Below are 23,289 nucleotides of genomic sequence, written 5' to 3' on the forward strand. Positions count from 1 at the left end.
TGGAGCTTGCCCACATGACCTTCGAGATCGGCGAAGAGCACTTCCTCCTGGATGGTGCACCGCACCGAGTGCTCTCCGGGGCCCTGCACTACTTCCGCGTGCATCCTGAGCAGTGGGCCGACCGCATCCACAAGGCGAAGCTCATGGGCCTCAACGCCATCGAGACCTACGTGGCGTGGAACGCGCACGAGCCCCGCAAGGGGGAGTGGGACGCGACAGGGTGGAACGACCTCGGACGCTTCCTCGACCTCGTCGCCGCCGAGGGGATGCACGCCATAGTGCGCCCAGGCCCCTACATCTGCGCCGAGTGGCACAACGGTGGCCTGCCGACGTGGCTCACCGCGATGCCTGGCATCGGGCTGCGCCGGTCGGAACCCGCGTACCTCGCCGAAGTCGAGACGTACCTTCGCCGTGTGTACAACATCGTCGTGCCGCGGCAGATCACGCACGGCGGACCGGTTGTGCTCGTGCAGATCGAGAACGAATACGGCGCCTACGGCAACGACACCGCCTACCTCGAGCGGCTCGTCGAGATCACGCGAGATGCCGGCATCGCCGTGCCGCTCACCACGATCGACCAGCCCACCGACCACATGCTGAGCGACGGCAGCGTCGCCGGTGTGCACCTCACGGGCTCGTTCGGGTCGCGCGCCGACGAACGTCTCGCCACGCTCCGCCGCCACCAGCCGACCGGACCGCTCATGTGTGCCGAGTTCTGGGACGGCTGGTTCGACTGGTGGGGCGCCTTCCACCACACGACGAGCGTGCAGGATGCGGCGCGCGAGCTCGACGCGCTCCTCGCGGCCGGAGCATCCGTGAACTTCTACATGGTCCACGGCGGCACCAACTACGGGCTCACCAACGGCGCAAACCACAAGGGTCGCTACCTGCCGATCGCAACGTCCTACGACTACGACGCCCCGCTCGACGAGGCCGGCAACCCCACGGCCAAGTACTTCGCGTTCAAGGAGGTCATCGCGAAGTACGCGGCCGTGCCTGCCGAGTCGCCGGTGGCCGCCGTGCCAGCGCCCGAGTTGTCGGCCCAGCTCTCCGTCGTGACGGCGGATGCGTGGCTCCCGTCCCCCTCGACCGTCGCGCATGCCGCCCCGCCGTCCTTCGACGCGCTCGAGCACCTGAGCGCCCTCGTGAGCTACGAAGTCGAGCTGCCTGCCGCAGCTGCATCCGCGCCTCGCTTGCTCGAGTTCGAGGAGGTGCGTGACCACGCGTGGCTGTCGGTGGATGGCATCCCGATCGGCACGCTTTCGCGCACCCTCCACGAGACGGCCATCGTCGTCCCGCCTGGCCGACGCCTGCGAGTGCTCGTCGAGGAGCAGGGGCGCGTGAACTACGCCGAGCGCATCGGCGAGGAGAAGGGCATCATCGGCACGCCGCTCCTCGACGGGGCGCCCCTCGAAGGCTGGACGGCGACACCCATCGACGTCGCCGCCGCCGGAGTCGCGATCGCCGATGCGGGTGCCGCCGACGCCGCGCCCTTCGCCGAGGCCGGATTGCCTGCGGGGCTCTCAGGCCTCCGCGGCGAGTTCCACCTGGATGCGCCAAGCGACCTCTACCTCGACACCTCGAAGTGGGGCAAGGGATACGCGCTCGTGAACGGGTTCCTGCTCGGCCGGTACTGGCGGAGTGGGCCCCAGCACACGCTCTACGTGCCCCGCTCGGTGCTCCGCGCTGGGATGAACACGATCGCGGTCATCGAGCTCGAGGTCACGGCGTCGTCTGTCGCGAGCTTCGTCTCGGCCCCCGTCCTCGGCCCCCTCGAGGAATAGCCCGCGCCCATCGGCCGCGCCCTCGCACCCCTCGCATCACCGCCAGTCAAAGCGCCGTTCTGCGGCTGCGTAAGCGGCGCTTCGACTGGCAGTGTTCGGGATGCGGCGTGACGTCGAGCTCCTCGGTCAGCTCGGCGACTCGCACCGCGCCGGACGCGAGCAGTCGCTCGAGGATGAGATCCCGCCGCTCGGCGGCAAGCCGTGATCCCGGTTCCATCATGCTGTGACCCCCACAGGTTCGGTGTCCCCGAAGGGCAATGTCGAGTGCTCTTGGCGCACGGTGATGGTCATCGTTGACCGGTCGGCGACATCGAGGTCGAGTCGCACGAGTCTAGGGCCCCACACGTCGGCGAGCATCGGGTCGTCGAGCTCGATTGGTGTGAGGGTTGCGGCGGCGCTTGCGGCCCAGGTGATGTGGAGGCGCGGGACACGCTGCGTGGGGGTGACGACGACGCCGCTTCCAACTTCGGTGACTGTTCCCGCGATGAGGAGGCGAAGCTGCACCGATCGGGTCGTTTTGTCACCGAAGTTTGCGCGGTGCGCGGCCGCCTGGTCGTGAACCACGGGTGCGGGTGCGGGCGCGGCGAAGGAGGACGTCGCGTCCGTCGCGTCGGCATCGACCGCGGAGAGGTGTGGCGAGATGCTGTTCAGCTCCTCGGGGACCACGCTTGGCCACAACTCTGCGGAGCTCGCGGCCGTGGGCGCGGCGGCGTCGGGCGCGTGAGGCGTGGCGTCGGGTGAAAGGTGTGGCGAAGTGCTGTTGCCGGCGCCCGGAGCTGCGTTTTGGCCAGGAGACGACCTCGGGGTCGCAAGCGGCCCGAGGTCGTCTCTTGTGCTGCCTCTCACGCCCCCGCCCCGCCTCACGCCTCCGCCCCGCTTCACGCCTCCGCCCCGCCTCACGCCGTCTTTTCCTTGCCTCGCCGTGTCCGCCTGTCAATTTAAGGGCGAAGTGCTGTCCGCACGTTCCGGGACCTGGCTGGAGGCCCATGTTTGCGGGGCTGCCGCGGGCGGTAGCCCCGCGGCTCGCGTGACTTCGCCCCTAAATTGACACGGGACAGAGGCATTGGGGTGTGAGGTTGCCCCCGGATTCCGGACACTGACCAGGCGGGATCCGTGTGTTTGCGGGCCCGTCGGGGAGGATGTCCTTGATGGGCACGAGCAAGAGAAAAACATACACGCCGGAGTATCGACGTGAGGCCGCACATCTGGTGATCGACACGGGTCGGACCGTCGCGGCGGTAGCGCGCGAGATCGGTGTCGGTGAGCAGTTGTTGGGCCGGTGGGTGCACGCCGAACGAGCGCGCACAGGCGGTGAGGCCGACACGTCGCTGGATCTGAACGAGCGCGCCGAGCTTGAACGGTTACGCCGCGAGAATCAGGATCTGCGGATGGACAACGAGTTCCTGGGAAAAGCGGCGGCCTTCTTCGCATCGAAGCAGAACCCGAGGAACGGTTCGCGGTGATCGAGGCGGAGAAGGCCAATCAGACGACGATGACGGTGACACGGATGTGTGCGCTGCTCGGGGTGGACCGGCGCCGGTACTACGAGTGGCGGGCCCGGATAGCTGCCGGCCCGTCGCCACGGCAGCAGCGAGCGGCGGAACTGACGGTGCAGATCCGTGAGTTCCATGCCGCGTCTGACGGGACCTATGGGGCGCCAAGGATCCATGCTGATCTGCAGGACGCCGGGGTGGTGGTCTCGCGCAAGACGGTCGCGAAACTCATGCAGGTAGACGGTGTCACGGGGATCAGCCCCGCTACCTGGCATCCACCGATGACCGTCCATGGTGAGGATCCGTTCCCTGTCCCCGACCTGGTGGAGCGGCAGTTTGACAAGGGTGAACGCGACGTCGCTTGGTTCTCCGACATCACGTAGCTGCACACCGGTGAGGGATGGGCGTATCTGTGCGTCGTCAGGGACGGGAACACCCGCCGCGTCCTGGGCCGGACCGTCGGCGACAGCCTGCACACCGACCTCGTCGAAGACGCGCTGCGCCAGGCGGTCGCGCTGCGCGGTCACCTGCCGCGGAAGGTGATCTTCCACGCCGATAGAGGCACCCAGTACACCAGCGCGCAGCTCGCGAAAGCAGCGAAGGAGCTTGGCGTGCTGCGGTCGATGGGCCGCACCGGGGTGTGCTGGGACAATGCCGCCGCGGAATCGTTCTGGTCAACGTTCAAGAACGAGTACTATCACCGGCACGCCTTCGCCACGATCGACGCCGCGCGACGCGGCGCCTACGTCTGGATCGATGGCTGGTACAACGCCCGTCGCCGACACTCCGCCATCGGCTACCTCAGCCCGCTAGAGTACGAACGACGCCAGCTCGCGCTGGCAGCCTGACCAACCAACCACCTGTCCGGGAATCGGGGTCAGCCTCAGGTGGGAAGGGCGCGATCGGTTCGGGGCGGCGGGCCAGGGTAGCGGGGGAGGCGCTCCTGCGCCAGGAGTCGGGCGATATTGCTGGGGCGGAGGAGACTGGGGAACCCGCCGCGGGCCCCTGGCTCGTTCCCCCGCCTGGGCGTCGCGCATCGTTGACGCCCCTGGGGCAGGGCCCCGTCGGCGGGGTGATCTGAGCAGGTCAGCCCGACGCCCCCGACGCAAAGCCAGGTCCCATGCGCCTCCCGTTCTCCCAGCCGCTCGCGCTCGACGCGAGCAGCTTGCACTCGCTTTTGGCACTGCCAGTTGAGTCGCCGGCCGTTCACGTGTTCCCTTCGTCTCTCGACCTCATGGTCACGGGCGCCGTTGTCAGTATCGCCGTGCTGTTCGTCGTGGCGGTCTGGGCGGCCGCCGCGATGCGGCTTCGTGCCGGCAGCCGACTGCCGCTCGACCTCGTCGGCCGCGTGGAGCGTGCGCAACGCATCAACCGCACGGCGACGATCTCGACGCTGTTTGCGTCCGCGGCGATGATTGTGCTGCTTGTCGTCTGGGTGGTTGTCAGCCTGCTCTGGCTCTCGTAGCCACAGGCCTGTCGTTCAGCCCGTGTCCGGGGAGTACCCAGGCGACCACAGGATGCACGGAGCACTGTGGGGTGCGCCCGACCCCCGGCCGGCGCGCTCACGACCCCCACGACCCCCGCGGCTGCGGCCGCCAGGAAGGAACACGATGTCGCACGCAGATACTCCTCGCACACATGACCACGAGGGCAGTAATGAGTTCAACGACGAGACCACCGACGAGGGGAGTGTGGGCGCCGGTGGCGCGACCGCTGACGGTGCGATCGCGGAGGCGCTTGGCACTGACCAGCCGCTGACCTCAGATGAGGGCAGCGTCGGCGCAGGAGGCGCCAGCGCAGACGGCACGCGGTCGTAGCAGCGAGTACGCGTGGTTCGAGGGCCGGTGGTCAGCTGATGCTGGGCGCCGGCCCTCGTCGAGCGTCGGCTACCGCTCGATGCGGCCGATGTAGTCCCGCAGGTTGCTGATGACGGTCGCCAGATCGGTGCCCGTCGCCTGCGCGAGCTGGCCCGCGAGCCAGCTCTGGTTGAGGAGCGCCGCGCCGAGGATGTGACTGTCCTCGATGCTCTCGTCGAGTTCCGTGTCCGGGGCTCCGAACGGCTCAAGGGCGAGCTGGAAGGCGAGCTCATTGGTGACGGGATCCGAGGTGGCGTGCTGCGCGAGCACGTCGACGGCGTTGCCGGCCGAGTGCTTTCTCTGCTCAATCCGTGTGCCCGCAGTTCCCCGTAAATTCAGTCATGTCCGGTGAATTTCACCCCACCGCTTTCGTGATTTTTCAGCCACTGCTTCACCCACTGAACGGTCGGTGTGTGTCAGGTGAATTCCTAGTGTTGTGCAGTCAGCATCACTTAGGAGTGGAAAATGACTGCGAACAGCCCCCAGAATCCGACCCCCGCGAGCAGATTCGATCGCCGTGCGGCGCTGCGAGCAGCAGCCTGGTCCACCCCCGTCATCGCTTTCGCCGCAGCGGCCCCCGCCCGCGCGACGTCGCAGCCCGACGTCGTCCCTGGACTCAATGGCTGGATTCTCTTCAGCGTCAAGCAGGTGCAGGTCCGCGTGCGCGGCCGCTGGGGGGTGGGAGTGGGCGACGCAGCGAGTCGTTTCGCTGGACGCTACCGGTGACTACCCCAAGCGCGGTCTCTGGGTGAATGACGTGACGGCAAAGACGAAGCTCGCCGATATCCACATCGTGTTCCACCTCGAGGTCGACGCGGGTGCGCCCACCTTCACCAAGTCCGGCGCATCGTGGACGAATCTGACGCTCGTGGGCAGCATGAAGATCGGGCGGAAGACCTTCCACAGCTACCGGGCCGACTTCTCCGGGATGCCGTCGCGGACGGGCACGCGAGCGTTGATCGACAACGATTTTGGCTTCGTGTCCGGCGCCGTCGACAAGCAGGACCCAACCCGCTACATCGACCGCTTCGTGACGATCGACGGTGAGGTCTTCTCCTTCCGGCGTCTGGTGGGAGGGAACAACGAGTTGCTGCCCACGACGTCGTACACGTCCGGCGGTTCGCCGCGATCGCTGCTTTCCGCAGCTCCGAATGTGCAGGCGTCAGGTACAGAGGCGGTAGCGGCACCAGTGGGCGAGTCGGATGCGAGCTCGGCTGCACCTGAGGAGGAGCTCGTCCTCCTCGAGTCGATCGCCTAGCTTCGCCCGATTCCCCGGGCCGTTGCCGGTCGCGGTTCCAGTCCTTAGGCTCACGTGGTCGGTCTTCGAGACAGGCTTGCTCCACGGTCCACTTCTCGCGAGTCCTCTCACCATGACGAAACGAGGTCGCTGTTGACGCACACCGCTCCTATCCCGCTCCCGGTCGTCGTCGACGCCGAACTCGTGGTTAGTGCGTCCAAGGATGCAGGCGCTTCTCTCACTGAAGCCCGCTCGGTGACAGAGCGCATCCATCAGGCGCTCGCCGCTGACGACTGGCAGGCGGTGACTTCGCTCATCGGCGAGAACTGGTCGTCGCTGCTCCGCTCGTCCCGCGAGACCGTCCGAGCGGCGGTGAACGCGCTTCCCGACGCGGTGCTGGATGCGCAACCGCGGTGGGCGACTGCCCGAGAGTTCCTCAACTACTCCCCGCAGGGGGGTGGGTTTCGGCCGGTGAAGTTCGAGACGCACGAAGGCTCGTCGGCCCTGACGGGTGAGCTGCTGGATGCCCTCGCGCAGCTCACGAGCAGGGCGGCGTCCGAACGCAGCCATGGACGTTTTCGGCAGGCGGCTGACGCGGCTCGGGAGGCGATCGCTCGTGAAGGGGGCGCGCCTTCGGATGCGGTCGCGGAGTTTCGTCTTGTGCTCGCTGACCTGCGCGTGCAGTGGGCCATCAGTCTCTTGCTCGCAGGGGCGACGAGGGAGGCGGCCGTCCAGTTCGAGGCGACCTTCGACGACGCGATCACGTTCGACAATTCGAGGACTGCAACGGAAGCCGCCGGGTCGCTGGCGTTCATCCACAGCCTGAATGGCGATCTGCAGGCCGCCAGGGCTTGGTTGGCGCGACAGCCGATTGACGCGGAAACAGGTGGGGCTGCGGCGGATGTGGCCACGGACCAGGTCACGGCCATGGGTGCACTCGCCGCGGCGAACATCGCGATCGACGAGCTTGATGAAGACGCGGCGCGGGCGGCGCTCACCGTCGACCCCGGCGACGAGGTCGCGCCTGAGCAGTGGGCGCTGCGCCTGTACGTCGTGTCACGAGCCGAGGTGTTCTTCGGTGACGCGTACGCACAGCTCATCCGTAATCGCGCTGCGGTTCAGGCGAGGGGGCCGTATCTCTCCGCGAGCGGCCTGAACGCGTGGGCGCTGCATTACTCGGCCTCGGCCATTCTCCTTGCGGTGAACGATGTCTAAGGTGCCGCGGAGGTGGTCGCTGCCCTGGAAGAGGTGCACGCGCATCCGGCGGCGGAGTCGGCTCGAGTCTTCAGCGTGTGGATGATGGCGAACTCGCGGAACGACGCACAGGTGGTCGCGGATTCGGCGCAATGCCTGACGCGGGCCGAGAGTCTTCGGGGGAGTGCCGAAATGATGGCCGCATCGGTCTCCGGACTTCTGCACACGGGGCACGTGGACCAGGCGACGAAGCTGTTCCGCTCGCTTGCCGTGATCGTTGCAGAGCAGGGTCCGCTCTCTGTGCTGACCCGCTTCGATGATGACGCGCTCGGAGCGCTGCTCGAGGGGAGCGGTGTCGACCTCGACGAGCTCGCGTTGGAGCGGCGTGCTCGTGCGAATCCGCGCGTGTTCGCTCGACTGCCCGATGTGCAGCTCACGGACCGCGAACGGGTGGTGCTGCGGCATCTGCTCAGCCCGAGCACGCTCGAGGAGATCGCCGGGGAGGAGCACGTCTCACGCAATACCATCAAGTCCCAGACCAGGAGTCTGTTCAAGAAGCTCGGAGTCTCGTCGCGTGAGGCGGCTGTCGAATTCGCCCTTCAGTATCCGGCGCTGTGGGCGGACACGGGACTCTAAGGTCCTCGCGGTCAGCCGACGGTGACGGGGCCGCGCGTGAAGGCGACCTCGCGGCCGTCCGCCGTGACCGATCGCCGCGCCCAGACGTGCGTCCTGCCAGTGTTCTCCACCGATCGGAACTTGAGCTGGTTGTCGAGGTTCGTCTGTGACGAGGTCGCCGTGATCTGGCGCTGGTAGCGGGTCACGTACACGGAGCAATCGGTGCCGTCGATACGAGTTGAGCCTGTCCGGATTGGGGTCGACCATGCGCCGGAGTTGCCACTCACGGGCTCCCACGTGACGTTCGCATCCGCGTAGAAGGTGATGCTCGCGGCGTCGAGCTTCGTGCGGGGACTCGTGCCGGTCACCCAGAGTCCACGATCTGGGGGAGTGCCGCTGCCGTCGATCGTGAGGTGATTGACCGTGACGCGGCGGGGCCAAGGGGTCTGTACCCATTCCGTGGTCTGCGTCGTCGTCAGGGCCACCCAGCCCTGGAGGCCTTTCTCCAGTTCTTGCGATGCTGCGGCGAGCGGGGCTGCGACGGCGACCGCGAGGATGGGCGTCGACCAGGCTGCCGCTCTGAGTAGTGCTCGGCGCTGGAGATCGGGATTGGGTTTGGGGGATGGCAAGGAAGCTCCTGATGGGGTGTGTTGGCCGTTCGGGTGGGGGTGCGCTCGCCGGGGATCGAGAGACCGTTGCGCGGGATCAGCCGGCAGCAAGTAAATGAACGACGTTCACCACCATATGCTTGTAGCTGCAATAAATGCAAATGCATGCAGTGCGGGATGGCTGGCCTCAGGAAATCCGCGCCGGCGTCGGGATACTCTCGCGGCGGCCTCGCACCGACTGCTGGCCCTGCCGCAGGAGGCGGGCCCGCCGACCAGGTTCCGAGACCGGAGCGCGCGCATCCCGACCCGGATCGACGCGATTTTTTACGAGACGAGTTCCCTTCTGGACGCACACAGCACCCATCCGTCTGCCGAGGTCGACCGATGCGACGGGCATGCTCCGGCGACGGCGCTCCGTCGCGCCGGCACCCATCGAACTGATCGTCGCCGCCCAGGCACGAGGTGACTGGGATGCGGTCACCCAGGGGGTCGAGCAACACTGGTCCTCGCTCCTGTGGACTTCCAGATCCGCCATGCGAGAGGTCGTGAACGCTCTGCCCGACGCGGTGCTGGAAGCCCAGCCACGTTGGTCGGCCGCGCGACAATACCTGAACTTTGCCCCGGACGACGGCCGCGTGCGCCCCGTCCGATTCGACTTCGAGGCGGCGCAGCCGAACGAAGCCGGCGCCCTCATCGACGACCTCGCCGAGTTGAGGGGGCGGACCGCGCACGAGCGAAGCCACGGACGCTTCCGGGCGGCGGCCACGATCGCCGCGACCGCGATCGAGGCGATCAAGCAGGCTGCGTCCGCTGAGCTGAAGACTCTGCGTCCCCTCCTCCCAGGGTTGCGCATTCAGTGGGCGACGAGCCTGCTCTTCGCAGGCGATGTCCGGGAGGCGCTCGCGGAGTTCGAATCCGCGTACGGCGACGCCGTCGAGTTCGACAGCGATCGCATGGCGACCGCTGCCGCGGGGTCGATCGCCCTCATCCACAGCGTCACGGGCGACCTCGTGTCCGCGCGTTCCTGGCTCAAGCGCCAACCCACCGCACTGAGTGGAGGCCCCGACCGCGCGGGCATCGGCGCGCCCGGCTTCGAGGGTGGCTCGGCTGACGCGGCGACGGTGATGGGGGTGCTCGCGGCTGCGAACCTCGCGATCGACGAACTCAAGGTCGACGAGGCGCGCGCGTGGCTGGCGCGGGATCCCGGTGACGAGGTCGCGCCTGAGCAGTGGGCCCTCCGGCTCGGGGTGGCGCCCCGGCTGGAGGTCCTGAGCGGAGATCCGCTCGCGCAATCGCTGCGGAATCGCGCCGCCGTCCTTGCCCGCCCAGCCCGTCTCGTCGAACACGGCCTGAATGCGTGGGCGCTTCGATTTTCGGACGTCGGCATCCGTATCGCACTGAACGACGTGCGTGGCGCCACCGAGGCCCTCGCGGTGCTGGAGGCTGGCGACGGTGAGTTCCATCGTCAAGCGGCGCTGATCGCTCGAGTCTGGAAGCTGGTCAGAGCGGGCGAGCACGTGCAAGCGGTTGCCGTGATGGAATCCGTTCCGACCGAGCAGCGCAGTCTGCGGGTCGGCATGGAGCTGCTGGCCGCCGCCACGATCATCCACCTCAGAGCTGGAGCGAAGGCGCGGGCCGCGGAGCTGTTCCGAACCCTGACAACAATGGTCTCCGAACAGGGGTCAACGGTGTGCTCATGCGCTTCGGAGACGAGGACTACGAGGCGCTGTGCGCGAGCAGCGGCGTTCGGCTCCCCGTTCGTCAGTTGCGACGGGCGCTCGCGAGTGCTCCCGACGCCAACGTGCCCACCGCGGCTCCGGAGATCCGGCTCACCGAGCGCGAACGCGTCGTCCTGCGCCACCTGCTGCAGTCCCGAAAGCTCAACGACATCGCCGCCGCCGAACACGTATCGCCCAACACGATCAAGTCGCAGCTGCGGAGCCTCTTCAAGAAGCTCGGCGTCTCGTCGCGCGACGACGCCATCAAGGTGGGGCGAGGCAACCCGGGGCTTTGGTCCGACGTGGGGCTGTAGGAGCGGCTGGGCTGGCGCGAGTTCGTCTGGTGGTGCCGCATGATGTTTGCATGCGATCCCTCCGCGCTGTCCCCGCCCTGCTCCTTGTCGCGCTCGCGCTGAGCGCCTGCGCAGAGAGCGGTGCGGGTGGGGGTGCGGAAACTGATGTGGATGCGCCGGTCGCGATTGAGCTCCCTCCGACGTCTGGAGTCTTCGACTACCAACTGGGCGAGCCCTACGAGATCGAGGGCGGCATCGACGTCGTAGCCCGCGATTCGAGTGCAGCCCCCGAACCCGACGCCTACAACATCTGCTACGTCAATGGATTCCAGACGCAGCCGGGCGAGTCAGGCGACTGGCTCGCCGAACGAGCGGACCTGCTGCTGCGGGACTCCTCCGGAAAGCCCGTCATCGACCCCGACTGGCCGGACGAGTACGTCCTCGACCCGTCGACCGGCGAGCAACGCGACGGCATCCTCGACGTGATGTCGCCGATCATCGCGGGATGCGCGGCGTCAGGTTTCGAAGCCGTCGAGATCGACAACCTCGACACCTTCACGCGCTTCGACGGCATCGACGAGGCCGGCGCGCTGGAACTCGCCCGCGCCTACGTCGACGCGGCGCACGCATCCGGTCTTGCCATCGGGCAGAAGAACGCCGCAGAACTCGCCGACCTGGGCCGCGAGGAGCTCGGGTTCGACTTCGCGGTCACCGAAGAATGCAGTGCGTACGGCGAGTGCGCGAGCTACTCGCAGGCTTATGGTGAGCACGTCCTGCAGATCGAGTACATCGATAACCTGCCGGCGGCCGGGGCGGCGGCTGTGGTTTCGACGGATGCGGTGTGCGGTGACCCGGATCGGGCTCCGCTCACGATCATCCGCGACCGAGAGCTCACTGCGCCCGGTAGTGAGCTCTACTACCGACAGCAGTGCTGAGCCGTGTATGTGCGTTACGTCAGGCGAGCAGGACGAGTCTCGCTCCGACAACCGACAACAACCAGACGATCTTCATCTCGCAGATGCGCGTCGACCGCGCGTCTACCGTCTGCCTCTGACAGGCGTCCTAAGACCGTAGGGAAGAATGGAGGCGAGAGGCGCGAGGCGAATGGATGGGGTACCGGATGAAGTACTCGCGTCCATGTGGCAACGAGACGCCTACGCTCCGCGCCTGCTCGGCAGGTGCGGCATCGCTGGACAAGTGAGGAAAACGACTCGAATTCATGACGCAACAGGAGTTCGAACGCATACGGGGCAACTGGCTCAATACGGACCAGCCGCCTCCCTTCGTTCGCGCCGCAGCTCACGCCGGCGTGCGCTTTTCGCAGGCCGCGGTTCCGACCCGGATCAGTATCAGTGCGCTTCGTGGCCCCGACTTCATCTCGACCTGGCTCGAGTGCTCACCGGTAGAAGCGACTTTTCTTCGCGATCGGCCTGAGCGACGAGCGCGCAGCGTTTTCGTTTTCGTGAACAGTGGACAGGTGCGGCTGAGCGTCGGTCGTATGAGCGAGACTCTGGATAGAGGCGCAGTGGTGGCCCTGAGGCCGGGGGCCGAAACGATCCGCTTCCAGGCGTTCGGCGAACAGAGTGATGTGCTGGTGTTCAGTATCAAGAGCGTGCTTGGCTTGACGATGCGCCGTCCGGACGAGCCTGCGATTCAGATGCTGCCAGAGCCCTCTCTCAACGCTTTCGCGTTCGGTGCGTGCTTCGGGCTGGCCCAAGCGCTCCCGCCGAATTCGCCCCGGGTGGGACGGGAGCTCCAGGATGCCGCAGATGCGGTCGCTCGTTCCCTCCTCAAACAGTGGGTCATGCCGCGGGACGATCACGCGGATCTTCGGGAAGAGGCGCTGCGATTCATTCGTGTTCACGCCGTAGATCAGGCGCTGACACCTGGAAAGGTCGCGACTGAGTTCGGAGTCTCCGAGCGCAAGTTGCAAGCCGTTTTCCAGCAGGCCGATGAAACGGTAGTTCGAGTCATCAGGCGCAGTCGAGCTGAACTCGCCAGCATTTTGCTCGAAGAGGATCCGGACTGCGAGCCTGCGGTCGCAGCTACCCGCTCCGGCTTCACCTCCGCCAAGTTCTTGCGGGCAGCTCTCGGTGAGCTTGACGGTGAAGAGCGCCCGCCTCGTCCTCGAGCTCGCGATTAGCGCTCGACTTGCTCAAACCGAGCAGATTGTGCCGAGCGACCATCCGGTCTGCGCATTTCTCGCACTATTTCCGCACCGCTCTCCCGAGTTCACAATCTCCCCATACGGTGCTGTTGTGCCCGAGCGAGACGGGCGATCCCCCTACTTGAACTCGATACTTAGTCCCCTCTGGTCGCGCTATCCGGCGCGACGATCCGCGCCGCCTCGCCGCGCGTCAGAAAGGTCATCTTGACGAAGAACTTCGATTCCAACCGACCCGAACTCAACCGACGCAACCTTCTGGCCGTGGCCGCATGGTCGACACCGGTCATCGCGGTCGCGGCCGCGACCCCCATGGCGGTCGCATCGAGCTCCGGCGGAACGCGCACGATCACCACGCCGGGGAACACGACCATCCGCGTCACGGGCCAGGTGCGCACCATCGACTTCACTGTCATCGGCGGTGGTGGAGGTGGAACGGCGACCTCTCCGGCACCTTCTCACCAAGGCTCGCGACTCGTCGGAACGATCACGCTGCCCGCCTCGACTACGAGCCGTAACATCAACATCATCGTTGGCGGCGGTGCCGGAGCCACCGGTGTGGGTGGAACGGGTTACGGAACCGGTGGAACCGCGCCGCTGTATGGCGGTGGCGGTGGGTCGTCGATCGCCATCGACAGCACCGTCGTCGTCGTCGCAGGCGGTGGCGGCGGGCGATCTGTCGTCAGCGGAACACAGAACACGTACACGGTCATCGACCGCTACGCGACCAACACTCAGGTTCCCTCCACTGGGTCGGGCGCCGGCACGGTCAACGGGATGACCCGCCAGGCCACGCAGACGTCTACCACCCAGGTGTTCGTCGGAGCCCCCGGCGCCGGGGCGTCCGGAGCGACCGGCGGCGCGGGCGGAACAGCTGCAGCGAACTTCCAGTCGACAAACGCCTCAGGAACGATCACGCGGTCGGCCGGTGCTGCAGGTGGCAATCATGGAACTGGCGCAAACGGTGGCGGAAACGGTGCGGCTGGAACGACGCACGGTGGCGGAAGCACTGGTGCCGGCGGTGGCGGTTACGCGGGTGGCGGTTCCGGAGGTGCCATCCAGAAGGCGGCCACGAACCTTGCTCTCGACGCCACTGGCGGTGGCGGCGGCGGCTCGAACTTCGTCGCAGCTACCGGGGTTCTCGTGACCACCACCGGCACGAGCAACCTGTTGCCCGTCGGGCCTGGTGGCCACAACGGCAGCGTTGTCGTGACCTGGACTACCTAAACCTTCGAGCGAGGAGTATCTCGCTTCGCACGATGGGGCATCCGCTGAGGCGGGTGCCCCATCGTCATATCGCGTCTCATCGCGATAACCGCGCCGCCTCCGAATCCGGAAGTTCTCTGCGCCGCGAGCAAGCCAGGCTCACTCAGCGCTGACTCGGCCGGTCTCTTCTGCCGTGGCCCGCCGGAACATCCGCATGTTCCTGAAGCCACTCGATGCAGCCGCTTCCTTGAGCTCCTGGATCGTCGGGGTGCCAGATCCGAGGAAATCCTCGGCGAGCGCGATGCGCGTCTCCCGCAGCAGCCTCGCCGGGGTTGTGCCCGTCTCCCTGAAGACGCGGTGCAGGTGCGACTGGGAGATGCCGAGCTGGTGTCCCAGTTCGACGACGGAGAACTCGGGGTTGTGCGCTTGTTGGGTGATGATGCTCTGTGCGCGTGCGAGGAGGCTCGCGGTGGCGCCTTGAGCCGTCGTCTTGCGCATCGACGAACGGACCACGGCGATCACGAGGCTCTCGATAGCTGTGCGCCAGGCGGGAAAGGTGGGGCTGTCGCCATCGATAGGGCCATCGAGCGATGCCATGGCCGCACTCGTGAGCACCTTGCGGAGGTGAGCGTTCGGGATGCGCGGGCCCGTATATCTATAGTTCGGGCCAAGCACAGCCTCAATTTTCCATCGGCGGATGCCGAAGATCAGGCGGGTGGAAGGCTCGGTCGTTTCGATGAGTATCGGTTCAGTCGTGTTGTGCACGAAGAACGGCGGGGGAGTAGCGGCTTCTGTTTCGTTTTGTCGGAGGAGACGCGAGGTGCCCTGCATCGCCAGGCTGATGAAGACCAGGTCGCTCTTCTCGCTCGACGCAGCTGGCACCTCGACTGACATCGGCGAGAACCAGACCCGGCCGATGACGACTGTCGCGCTCGTGGCGAGGTCGGCGAAGATCTTGACTTCGCCGTCGGCCGAGATGAGGGTCGCGCCGCGGCTGACGAGCCACTCGATGGTGCGCTCGCCACGCAGGGCAATATCAAGCTCGGAGTTCACCAGCGCATTCCCTCCAGGTCTCGTCACGATGGGCTTCTATGTAACGGAATCCCTGTGCGCTGACCGCGGACCTACCGGGTGTACATGAAGCCGTGTCGAGTCTCACTGGTCGCCGCGTCGCGTAAAAATGCGTCGCACTTTTCGGCGGAAAATGCCATCTTCTGGCGGTTGTCGACGTGAACGAACTGCGGCGACGGAGACGTGCTTCAACTCGACTGTGCGCCCCGAAGATGTCCGCGTTCGCAGGTATCCCCGAACGCAGATCGCCCCGCGCATCTGAGTGGATGCGCGGGGCGATGAGAAGCGGACGAGCGGCTAGCGACCCGTCGGCTGGTACTCGCTCACCGTGTCGGCGGCGAGGTGCTTCTTGAGCTCGGCGATGCTGACCGTATCGAGGAAGACCACCGACTGATCACCGACCATGCCGGTGCCGTTCGTGGGGAGCGTGAAGCTGCGGATGTCGCTGCCGCGAACGTTGGTCATCGAGGAGACGATCTCGATCATCTTCGTGGGCGTGAGTGTGTCGTCAACACCCACATAGGGGATGAACTGCGTGACGATGTCATTGAGCTTCGCTGGGTTCGTGAGGGTCTCTGCCGTCAGCATCTTGTCGAGCACGGCCTTCACCCACGCCTGCTGATTGCGGACGCGCTGGTAGTCGCCGTCCGTGAAGGCGTAACGTTCGCGAACGAATGCGAGCGCCTCTTCGCCGTTCAGAGTGATGGGGCCGGCGGCGAACTGGTGGCCTGCCTTGTGCGAGGAGGTAAAGGCGACGTCGTTGTTGATCGTCACGCCGCCGAGTGCGTCTGTGATGCCAGCGAAGCCGTCGAAGTCGACCACGGCAACATGGTTGATGCGTTGACCAAGCAGACCTTCCACGGTCTGGACCACGAGGGGCACGCCGCCGTAGGAGAGAGCCGCGTTGATCTTTGCTTCCCCGTGGCCCGGAATCGCGAGCCAGCTGTCGCGCATGATCGACATGACCTGCACGTCGCTGCGGTCGGCGGGGATGTGCACAAGCATCATCGTGTCGCTGCGGCTTCCCAGGTCCGTCATGATCGAGGGGCTGCCCGGTGCTCGGGAGTCGCTACCCAGCAGGAGGATGTTGATCGGGGAGCCCGCATCGGTTTCGATCTGCGCAGGACGTCCCTCGTACTCGCCCGGGTCTCCCTCGAACGTCTCGATGGAGTCGAGCTTGCTCTGCACGTTCCACCAGATGATCCCGGCGCCGGCAACTGCCGCGACGAGGATTCCGACGAGCGTCCACAGAAGGATCTTCGGGCCGCGACGCTTCTTCTTGCCTTCGTTGCGGGCTCCTCGGCGGGTGCCGTCCGAGCCGCCGGTTGCGTCGTGCTCGAAGAGATCTGAGAGGGCGTCGTCGTTGTTTTGGGGGCGCGACGAAGCCTGGCCTGGGGTCTGCTCCATGCAGGCGAGTATGTCACGGGGCTGGTTTCTGGCACGATTCGGGCGCCTGGGCGGTCTTTCTGCATGCGTACGCACGCGAATGCACACCGAATATGTTTCGGGCGGGAAAACACGCCAGCGATGCGCAAAAAAGACCGGGGTAACCCTTTCGTTATGCGTGAACGTTGGGATACTCTCAGGAGGCACCCAGGATCTCTATGACGAGCCCACAGGCCCGGACAGAGCGCGGCCAGTGGCCTCGGAGACCCGAAGCGCATGCCTGGTTACCGACGCGGTGTGCGCGCCAAGAAGTACTCATCTCTTATTGGAGCACACGTGACGCCTCCCACCTCAGGGCCAGCTACTGCGCAGATCCCCGTCGTAATCACGACGGACAGCGATCGCGACAGCAAGTCAGTGCCCTCGGTCGAGCCGCACTTCGCGCAGACCTCGGCTGAACCGACGGCTCGCGTTCAGCGCAGCATCAAGCGTCGCGCGAACTGGCGCCAGGGCTACGCACGACTTCTTGTGCTTACCGACCTCGCCGTCCTTGCAGTGGTCATGCTCGGCGCGCAGCTCATCTGGCTGGGCGGCGGCAACGCGGCTGTTCCTGCCGGTGGCAACGCGGTCATCAGCAGCGACGTCTCCTACTGGCTCGTCTCCGCCGTGATCGTCGCCGGCTGGGCGTGGATGCTCTCCCTCTTCGACACTCGTGACTACCGCATCCTCGGCTCTGGCTTCGAGGAGTACCGCGGTGTCTTCAACGCGTCGCTCATGCTCGCGGGAATCGTGTCGATCTTCGCGTACCTTTCCGCGTTCGAACTGGCTCGTGGTTACGTCCTGATCGCCTTCCCTGTCGGCACGCTTGCGCTCATCCTGTCGCGTTGGATCGGACGCCAGTGGCTGGTCCGCCAGCGCAAGGGCGGCAACCTGCAGGCTCGAGTGCTGCTCGTGGGTTCGCGCTACTCGGTCCTCGACCTCAACCGCGACCTCTCGCGTCGCGACGCCGCCGGCTACAACGTCGTCGGGGCCTGCCTCATCGATGGGAAGAGCGGTGAGCTCGACCTCAACGCTCCCGACTTCCTGCCGGGCACTGAAGTGCCGATCGGTGGCAACCCCGAAGACCTCGCCGGTTCGCTTGATGCCATCGGCGCCGACACCGTGGTCATCGCGGGCAACGACGTCACATCGACGCAGTGGCTCCGCGAGGTGGGCTGGGACCTCGACCCCGACCGTCACTTCCTGATCGTCGCGCCTGGTCTGCTGGATGTGGGTGGCCCCCGCATCGTCACCCGCCCTGTCGCAGGACTCCCGCTGCTGCACGTCGACTCCCCGAAGTTCACGCGCATGGGCCTGCTGCTCAAGCGCGCGTTCGACGTTCTCGTCTCCGGTCTCCTCATCCTGGTGCTCTCGCCGATCCTCATCGGAACCGCCATCGCGGTCGCGGTGACCTCGCCTGGTGGTGTGTTCTTCAAGCAGGAGCGCGTTGGCTACGGCGGCAGCCGCTTCACGATGTGGAAGTTCCGCAGCATGCGCGCCGACGCTGAAGAGGTGCTCAAGAAGCTGCAGAGCGAGCGTCGCGATGCCGGCAACGACATCCTCTTCAAGATGAAGGACGACCCGCGCATCACGAAGGTCGGCAAGTTCATCCGTCGCTATTCGATCGACGAGCTCCCGCAGTTGTTCAACGTCTTCGGTGGCTCCATGTCGCTGGTCGGTCCGCGCCCGCCGCTTGACCGCGAGGTCAAGCAGTATGAGGACCACGTGCACCGTCGCTTCATGGTGAAGCCTGGCATCACGGGCCTCTGGCAGGTCAGCGGACGCTCGAACCTCACGTGGGAGGAGACGGTTCGCCTCGACCTCTACTACGTCGAGAACTGGTCGATGGCCGGCGACTTGGTCATCCTCTTCCGCACGGCCCGCGCCGTCGTCGCGAGCGAAGGCGCCTACTAGCCCGACTTTGCGGTGTGAAGCGGCGGTTGCTCACCAGTGAGCATCCGCCGTTTTCTGTCTCGGTGAGTGATGAACCTCCGTCGTCCCGCGTAAACAGTAGGCTGACGGGATGGACCTGGGGACACGCGATGAGCGACGTGAAAGCGAAGAGCTCTTCGACGCCGTCGTCTTCCCGGTGCAATCGCTGGCGCTTGTCCGCGATGAGGAGACCGGCGACGTCACACTCCTCTCGCTCACGGACACTGACTGCAAGCCGCTCGTGCTGAGCGGTACGGCGGCTGTCATCTGGGATGAGCTTGACGGCGAGCGCACCCTGCGTCTCGTCGTGAGTGAGCTGGCGCGCGAGTATGAGCTCGATGAGCTGGTCATCGGCGAGCAGGTGCTGGCTTTCGTGACGCAGCTGCTGGATGCTCAGCTGCTGCAGAAGCGTGCCTCAGAAGCTACTACCACCTGAGCGTTCCGTGGCTGCGCCGTTGGGGACTCAGCGTTTGTCGAACGCCCGCAGGTCGCGCCTCGCCTGCACGAGCCCGTGCATCCCGCGGCTGACGCGTCGCCACCACGCCTGGCGGAGGCTGATCGCCCCGTTGCGGAGCTCCGGGTCGATGGCCTCGAGGTCCGCGCGTGAGGGGAAGAATGCTCGGACGGCGATGCCCGGCTTCTTGAGCAGCGGTGCCCGCTGGAGTTTGAGCATCCAGCCGGTCATAGCGTGTTCGGCTTTCGCGTTGAGTCGCCACAGGCGCAGCGGTTCGCTCGCGGCGGAGTTGGGAACGAGTGGGACGTCGTGGCCGAGGTCGACGAGGAGCCGTCGCGCCGTCTGCGTAGAGTCGGTGCCCACCGCGTCTTGAAGGATCTGCTCGGTGAGTGACGGCGAGGTGCGGGTGGGGGAGACGTACGCGGCGTCTGTGCCTTCCATCTTCTTGAGCGCCTCGACGAGCTCGGCGTACTCGGTCATCTGACGAGAGTCCTCCGAGACCTGGCCTTCCTCGCGGAGCGAGTGCAGGGCGAGTACCAGTGCGCTTCCTGCACGGTCGGGGGTCTCGATGGGGTGGCCGGCGACGCTGACCTGGATGCGGTGCCTCCACAGGCGGTCGAATGCCTCCTGGGGCTTGCCGAGGAAGCCTGGCCAGTAGTGATGCACGTCGATGTCGTTGGGCCACGACTCGTGGATGAGGGTGCGCGAGTGTTGCTCGAGGAGCTTCGGGAAGTCGGGCCAGGGGCGGGGTGTCCAGCCGTAGGCGCCGAGTGCCTCGATGAGGTCTTTTGTGCGGGCAGGTTCGACGACGATGTCGACATCGGTCGAGTACCTGCGGGTGCGGAGTCCCAGTTCGGCTGAGATGGGCCCCTTGATGACGAGCATGCGGATGCCGTGTTCACGGGCGACGTGCTGCGCCAGGGCAGTCGACAGCGCAACTCCGTCGCTCACCGAGAAAGCGATGGTCGCGGTATCCGGAGACGCGCCGGCTGCTGTCACTGAGGTCCTTACATCTGCGTCGGGAGCCTGGAGAACTCGCAACTGTGAGCATATCGAGGTCTGTGAGCGGATGCGCGTGCTCGGTGCAGGTCAGGGCGGTGCGTCTGGTTGCGTTCGGACGTTCGTGGGTCCCGTGAGTACCCCGGGTGTATCCGGATGCGCGCTGTAAATGCGTGAATCTTCCGCGATTTGTCATGGGGAATAAGGGAAAATCTCCCCATGGCGTCTTGGTTAGCGAGCTACTTGCCGCGTTTTTCTTAAGATCTTTGGTTGCAGGCGTGAAGTTGGGTTCTGTTAACGCAGTACTTAACAAATGGTTGGTCTGTGACTGGCCGTTCCTAGCTCCCCCGCAGACTCCGGCTCTTGACGCCGGGACATCGAAAAGGTCCCCCCATGACGCAGCTCGAAACTTCGAAGCGCAACCAGACTTCCTCTCGTCGCACCCTCCTGAAGGCGGCAGCGTGGGCGACTCCGGTGATTACGATCGCGGTCGCGGCACCGCTCGCGGCCGCATCCATCAATGACGCGTCGCTGGCGTTGCAGCAGCAGGCCAACAACGGGAGCTTTCCGAACGACCTCGAATCGAGCGGCACCACCTTCCCGATTCCGATCTCTTTCAATCGACCTGGACAGTTGCGCCTGATCAATGGTCCTGGAGTCATTTCCGGACCCCTGACGGGGACGGTCACAGTCGCGTTCCTGTCAAGTTCGAACCTGAGCGCCTTGGGTGGAAATGTCACGCTGCGCGGGTTCGGTCCCACGGCCATTCAGGGAGCGACCATGGGTGCGATTACGAAGTCGACTGTCTTCGTGAAAGATGACGGTGGCGGAGACATCTTCGCCACGAACGTGACGCGCGCGTTCACGCTCACGGCTGCTCAAATCAACGGCAACGTCGACTTCGCCTCGACGATCACTTGGGGCGTGACCGTCGCCAGTGGGTCGGCGCTTCCCACAGGCGGCTCCGTCACGTACTCCGTGACCGTGACGCTGAACAGTCCGCTCGGCTCCTTTGACCCGGCGGTAGGGCAGCTCACGCGCACATTCTGATGCGTTTCGCGGGGCAGTTCCGAGCTCCGGGACATCGCCGCAGCGTTGGTGTGCTTGGTAGTGTGTGCAATATGACGAGAACACTGCGCCTGAATCCCCTTGGCGTAGACGTCGAACTCAGGTTTGAGGAGAGTATCTCGGCTGAGTTCGAGGCAGATCTGCGGGAATCGTGGGCGGATGTTTCTGGCCCGCCGGGGGAGGCAGAGCCAGACGAGACTCATCGTCTCTCGCTCGCGCCGCTCGACGAGCCCGAAGTCAGCGATGTTGTCTGCGGTTCGGCTGCTGATCTGGCCTCGCAGCTGTCGACGATCGTGACGCTCGATGCGATCGAGCACAACGGGGGCCGGCTCGTGATGATCCACGCGGCGGGTATCGCCCTCGATGACGGTCGTGTCATTGCCTTTGTCGGGCCGTCGGGTCGTGGCAAGACGACGCTCGCGAGGTCGCTCGGGCGTGAGTACGGGTACGTCACCGATGAGACGCTTGCTGTCGACTTCGATGGCAACGTTCTACCGTACCGCAAGCCGCTCTCGGTCGTTGTCGACCCGAGTGAGCCGAAGGCGCAGTTGTCGCCCGCCAAGCTCGGCTTACGGCCGTTGCCGGACGCCCCCTTGCGGATCGCCGCCATCGTGCTGCTGCACCGCGTCGAGGAGCACGAGCTCGAGAGGGGGCCGCAGCTGTCTCCTGTCGCGACGGGCAGCGCTATCGGCTGGATGGTGCCGGAGTTGAGCTATCTTCCGGCGCTTCCTGACCCGCTCGTGCAGCTTGCTGAGCTCATCGATTCGACCGACGGAGTGCGTCGGGTCACGTATTCCGAAGCGTCGCAGGTTGTTGCGCTTGTCCCGGAGATCCTGAAGTCGCACGGCGACGTACAGCCGTGGACTTCGGGGCACAGCGAGCCGGATTCGACGACGCCGTCGGCGACGGTTGGCGAGGATTCTTACCGCCGTGCAGCGGGCGTGCATTGGCTGTTGTTCGCGAACGAGGTGGTCACGCTCGAGTCGCGCATGGTGCGCCAGCTGGCCGGTATCGCTCCTGGCCTCTGGGAGCTGCTCGGTGAGTGGACCACGCTCACTCAGCTGACGACGGAGCTCATCGAGCAGTACGGCGAAGTGGCCGATGCGCGAGGGCTCGTGCAGGTGGCTCTTGACGGGCTCCTGGAGGCGAACCTCGTCGAGCGCGTTCAGGCTGCTGTCGTCGGCACGTCGGCGGTTCGGTGAGCGACGCAGAGCTCGCGGGCACGCCGGCGAAGCGGGCCCCGCGTTCTCGTCTGCGGCGCGTTACCTCGCATCCGCTTTTTCATCTTGTCGCCGCGTTTGCCGTGCTTGCGCTGGTGCAGGCCTTCTTTGTGAAGGTGTACGCGATCCCGTCGGCGTCGATGGATGACACGCTCGCCGTCGGCGACCGAATCCTGGTGAACCGCCTCGCGTACCTCGGCGACCCCGAACCGGCGACGGGTGACATCGTCGTCTTCGCTGCGTCCGATACCTGGGACGAGGCGCCTCCGGAGCCGCCGAGCGACCCGTTGCGGTTCGCGGCTCGCGTGGTCGGCGAGGTGTTTGGCATCGGCCAGGGCTTCTCGCACATCCTCGTGAAGCGCGTCATCGCCACGGGCGGGCAGACGATGGCGGTTGACCCCGCAACGGGCGGCATCGTCGTCGACGGTGTTGCGCTCGACGAGAGTGCCTACGTCGATCTCGACTTCGAGTTCGTGCCCGGCACCCTCGACTGCTCGACATCGCCGGCTTCGCTTCGCTGCTTCGACGAGTTCACGGTGCCCGAGGGGCAGATCGTTGTGCTCGGCGACAACCGCACGAACTCTTCCGACTCGCTCGCGGCCTGCCGCGGCGGGGGAGTGGATGCATCCTGCCTGCGCACTGTGCGCGACGACGACGTCGTCGGTGAAGTCTTCTCGATCGTGTGGCCACTGCCGAGGTTCGGCGGGGTGTAAGCGCGCTTGTTCTACTGCGCCCACTCGCAGGGCGTGGGTGGCGCCGAGGGACGGTACCGGTGCGCAGCCGGAACACCAGCAGGTGGTCGATAGTCTGCTCAGCCGGATCACCCGCCAAAAAGTGATTCCTAGGGCACATGCTCATTTTCCTCGAATGATCCCGGGGACTTCTGCCCGTGGCGGCGTGGACATGTGAATCGGTCCCTAAGGTGGGGTGATGGGCTTCGCGAACACACGTT

At 65.9% G+C, this 23,289-nt stretch carries 23 protein-coding genes and 1 pseudogene; 17 read left to right on the plus strand and 7 right to left on the minus strand.

Features of this window, described 5'->3' with window-relative positions:
* Window positions 1-14: 14 nt before the first annotated feature.
* Window positions 15-1,784: a glycoside hydrolase family 35 protein gene (locus FHX72_RS12645; protein WP_183625579.1), complete on the plus strand. Its 1,770-nt coding sequence runs from the start codon at window positions 15-17 to the stop codon at window positions 1,782-1,784.
* 216 nt (window positions 1,785-2,000) lie between these two features.
* Here the strand turns inward: FHX72_RS12645 and FHX72_RS12650 are convergent, their stop codons facing one another.
* Window positions 2,001-2,450, minus strand: coding sequence for a hypothetical protein (locus FHX72_RS12650; protein ID WP_068481774.1), 450 nt, complete (start codon window positions 2,448-2,450; stop codon window positions 2,001-2,003).
* Window positions 2,451-2,932: 482 nt separating this feature from the next.
* On the opposite strand from FHX72_RS12650, the pseudogene FHX72_RS19950 reads away from it, so the two are divergent.
* The 3 genes and pseudogenes from FHX72_RS19950 (at window position 2,933) to FHX72_RS12675 (ending at window position 5,094) form a co-directional block, all read left to right on the plus strand.
* Window positions 2,933-4,125 (plus strand): annotated as a pseudogene (locus tag FHX72_RS19950) (IS3 family transposase).
* Window positions 4,126-4,397: 272 nt separating this feature from the next.
* Complete coding sequence (locus tag FHX72_RS12670; RefSeq protein WP_068483663.1) at window positions 4,398-4,742, plus strand: hypothetical protein; 345 nt, start codon at window positions 4,398-4,400, stop codon at window positions 4,740-4,742.
* A 145-nt stretch (window positions 4,743-4,887) separates the two neighbouring features.
* Window positions 4,888-5,094, plus strand: a complete 207-nt coding sequence (locus FHX72_RS12675; protein WP_068483660.1) for a hypothetical protein — start codon at window positions 4,888-4,890, stop codon at window positions 5,092-5,094.
* Window positions 5,095-5,163: 69 nt separating this feature from the next.
* On the opposite strand, the gene FHX72_RS12680 is transcribed toward FHX72_RS12675, so the two are convergent.
* Complete coding sequence (locus FHX72_RS12680) at window positions 5,164-5,403, minus strand: hypothetical protein (RefSeq protein ID WP_183625585.1); 240 nt, start codon at window positions 5,401-5,403, stop codon at window positions 5,164-5,166.
* Between the two features lie 195 nt (window positions 5,404-5,598).
* Here FHX72_RS12680 and FHX72_RS12685 point away from each other — a divergent pair, with 195 nt between their 5' ends.
* The 4 genes from FHX72_RS12685 to FHX72_RS19745 all read left to right on the plus strand — a co-directional run bounded on the left by FHX72_RS12685 (window position 5,599) and on the right by FHX72_RS19745 (window position 8,200).
* Window positions 5,599-5,859, plus strand: a complete 261-nt coding sequence (locus tag FHX72_RS12685; RefSeq protein ID WP_183625587.1) for a hypothetical protein — start codon at window positions 5,599-5,601, stop codon at window positions 5,857-5,859.
* Window positions 5,860-5,890: 31 nt separating this feature from the next.
* Complete coding sequence (locus FHX72_RS12690) at window positions 5,891-6,391, plus strand: hypothetical protein (RefSeq protein ID WP_183625589.1); 501 nt, start codon at window positions 5,891-5,893, stop codon at window positions 6,389-6,391.
* Window positions 6,392-6,523: 132 nt separating this feature from the next.
* A complete protein-coding gene (locus FHX72_RS12695; protein WP_183625591.1) occupies window positions 6,524-7,585 on the plus strand; it encodes a hypothetical protein in 1,062 nt (353 codons plus the stop codon).
* Between the two features lie 12 nt (window positions 7,586-7,597).
* On the plus strand, window positions 7,598-8,200 hold the full coding sequence (locus FHX72_RS19745; protein ID WP_338110129.1) for a helix-turn-helix transcriptional regulator: 603 nt from the start codon (window positions 7,598-7,600) through the stop codon (window positions 8,198-8,200).
* Between the two features lie 11 nt (window positions 8,201-8,211).
* Here FHX72_RS19745 and FHX72_RS12705 read toward each other — a convergent pair whose 3' ends face one another.
* Both FHX72_RS12705 and FHX72_RS12710 read right to left on the minus strand, forming a co-directional pair.
* Window positions 8,212-8,808 carry a hypothetical protein gene (locus FHX72_RS12705; RefSeq protein WP_183625593.1) on the minus strand — a complete coding sequence of 199 codons (597 nt, stop codon included), beginning with the start codon at window positions 8,806-8,808 and terminating at the stop codon, window positions 8,212-8,214.
* A gap of 832 nt (window positions 8,809-9,640) precedes the next feature.
* Entirely contained in the window at window positions 9,641-9,820 is a 180-nt protein-coding gene (locus FHX72_RS12710; protein WP_183625594.1) for a hypothetical protein, read from the minus strand.
* Window positions 9,821-10,483: 663 nt separating this feature from the next.
* Here FHX72_RS12710 and FHX72_RS12715 point away from each other — a divergent pair.
* The 4 genes from FHX72_RS12715 to FHX72_RS12730 all read left to right on the plus strand — a co-directional run bounded on the left by FHX72_RS12715 (window position 10,484) and on the right by FHX72_RS12730 (window position 14,189).
* Complete coding sequence (locus tag FHX72_RS12715) at window positions 10,484-10,819, plus strand: response regulator transcription factor (RefSeq protein ID WP_183625596.1); 336 nt, start codon at window positions 10,484-10,486, stop codon at window positions 10,817-10,819.
* 50 nt (window positions 10,820-10,869) lie between these two features.
* Window positions 10,870-11,733 (plus strand): endo alpha-1,4 polygalactosaminidase, encoded by an 864-nt coding sequence (locus FHX72_RS12720; RefSeq protein ID WP_183625598.1) that lies wholly within the window; start codon window positions 10,870-10,872, stop codon window positions 11,731-11,733.
* A gap of 284 nt (window positions 11,734-12,017) precedes the next feature.
* Complete coding sequence (locus FHX72_RS12725; protein WP_183625600.1) at window positions 12,018-12,941, plus strand: helix-turn-helix domain-containing protein; 924 nt, start codon at window positions 12,018-12,020, stop codon at window positions 12,939-12,941.
* 228 nt (window positions 12,942-13,169) lie between these two features.
* Window positions 13,170-14,189 (plus strand): hypothetical protein, encoded by a 1,020-nt coding sequence (locus FHX72_RS12730; protein ID WP_183625602.1) that lies wholly within the window; start codon window positions 13,170-13,172, stop codon window positions 14,187-14,189.
* 138 nt (window positions 14,190-14,327) lie between these two features.
* Here the strand turns inward: FHX72_RS12730 and FHX72_RS19750 are convergent, their stop codons facing one another.
* Both FHX72_RS19750 and FHX72_RS12740 read right to left on the minus strand, forming a co-directional pair.
* Complete coding sequence (locus FHX72_RS19750; protein ID WP_183625604.1) at window positions 14,328-15,248, minus strand: helix-turn-helix domain-containing protein; 921 nt, start codon at window positions 15,246-15,248, stop codon at window positions 14,328-14,330.
* A gap of 288 nt (window positions 15,249-15,536) precedes the next feature.
* A complete protein-coding gene (locus tag FHX72_RS12740) occupies window positions 15,537-16,646 on the minus strand; it encodes an LCP family protein (RefSeq protein ID WP_183625606.1) in 1,110 nt (369 codons plus the stop codon).
* A gap of 315 nt (window positions 16,647-16,961) precedes the next feature.
* On the opposite strand from FHX72_RS12740, the gene FHX72_RS12745 reads away from it, so the two are divergent.
* Window positions 16,962-18,578, plus strand: coding sequence for a sugar transferase (locus FHX72_RS12745; RefSeq protein ID WP_235812806.1), 1,617 nt, complete (start codon window positions 16,962-16,964; stop codon window positions 18,576-18,578).
* A 109-nt stretch (window positions 18,579-18,687) separates the two neighbouring features.
* Entirely contained in the window at window positions 18,688-19,032 is a 345-nt protein-coding gene (locus FHX72_RS12750) for a PqqD family protein (protein WP_068492603.1), read from the plus strand.
* A gap of 27 nt (window positions 19,033-19,059) precedes the next feature.
* Here the strand turns inward: FHX72_RS12750 and FHX72_RS12755 are convergent, their stop codons facing one another.
* Complete coding sequence (locus FHX72_RS12755; RefSeq protein WP_183625608.1) at window positions 19,060-20,049, minus strand: nucleotidyltransferase family protein; 990 nt, start codon at window positions 20,047-20,049, stop codon at window positions 19,060-19,062.
* A gap of 393 nt (window positions 20,050-20,442) precedes the next feature.
* Between FHX72_RS12755 and FHX72_RS12760 the strand changes: the two genes are divergently transcribed.
* From FHX72_RS12760 to lepB, 3 genes are all read left to right on the plus strand, one after another.
* Complete coding sequence (locus tag FHX72_RS12760; protein WP_183625610.1) at window positions 20,443-21,099, plus strand: hypothetical protein; 657 nt, start codon at window positions 20,443-20,445, stop codon at window positions 21,097-21,099.
* Window positions 21,100-21,170: 71 nt separating this feature from the next.
* On the plus strand, window positions 21,171-22,319 hold the full coding sequence (locus FHX72_RS12765) for an ATP-binding protein (protein ID WP_183625612.1): 1,149 nt from the start codon (window positions 21,171-21,173) through the stop codon (window positions 22,317-22,319).
* Window positions 22,316-23,050, plus strand: a complete 735-nt coding sequence (gene lepB, locus FHX72_RS12770) for a signal peptidase I (RefSeq protein WP_183625614.1) — start codon at window positions 22,316-22,318, stop codon at window positions 23,048-23,050. Before FHX72_RS12765 ends, lepB begins: the two co-directional genes overlap by 4 nt.
* The last annotated feature ends 239 nt before the right edge of the window (window positions 23,051-23,289 follow it).

It is taken from the genome of Pseudoclavibacter helvolus, from assembly GCF_014191305.1.
Classification (GTDB): domain Bacteria; phylum Actinomycetota; class Actinomycetes; order Actinomycetales; family Microbacteriaceae; genus Pseudoclavibacter; species Pseudoclavibacter helvolus.

Bases quoted from the DNA above. Each gene is read 5' to 3' on its own strand.
- FHX72_RS12675 (WP_068483660.1), top strand. From the start codon at position 4,888: ATGTCGCACGCAGATACTCCTCGCACACATGACCACGAGGGCAGTAAT.
- FHX72_RS12670 (WP_068483663.1), top strand. From the start codon at position 4,398: ATGCGCCTCCCGTTCTCCCAGCCGCTCGCGCTCGACGCGAGCAGCTTG.
- FHX72_RS12720 (WP_183625598.1), top strand. From the start codon at position 10,870: ATGCGATCCCTCCGCGCTGTCCCCGCCCTGCTCCTTGTCGCGCTCGCG.
- FHX72_RS12750 (WP_068492603.1), top strand. From the start codon at position 18,688: ATGGACCTGGGGACACGCGATGAGCGACGTGAAAGCGAAGAGCTCTTC.
- FHX72_RS12740 (WP_183625606.1), bottom strand. From the start codon at position 16,646: ATGGAGCAGACCCCAGGCCAGGCTTCGTCGCGCCCCCAAAACAACGAC.
- FHX72_RS12760 (WP_183625610.1), top strand. From the start codon at position 20,443: ATGACGCAGCTCGAAACTTCGAAGCGCAACCAGACTTCCTCTCGTCGC.
- FHX72_RS12715 (WP_183625596.1), top strand. From the start codon at position 10,484: ATGCGCTTCGGAGACGAGGACTACGAGGCGCTGTGCGCGAGCAGCGGC.
- FHX72_RS12645 (WP_183625579.1), top strand. From the start codon at position 15: ATGACCTTCGAGATCGGCGAAGAGCACTTCCTCCTGGATGGTGCACCG.
- FHX72_RS12685 (WP_183625587.1), top strand. From the start codon at position 5,599: ATGACTGCGAACAGCCCCCAGAATCCGACCCCCGCGAGCAGATTCGAT.
- FHX72_RS12765 (WP_183625612.1), top strand. From the start codon at position 21,171: ATGACGAGAACACTGCGCCTGAATCCCCTTGGCGTAGACGTCGAACTC.
- FHX72_RS12725 (WP_183625600.1), top strand. From the start codon at position 12,018: ATGACGCAACAGGAGTTCGAACGCATACGGGGCAACTGGCTCAATACG.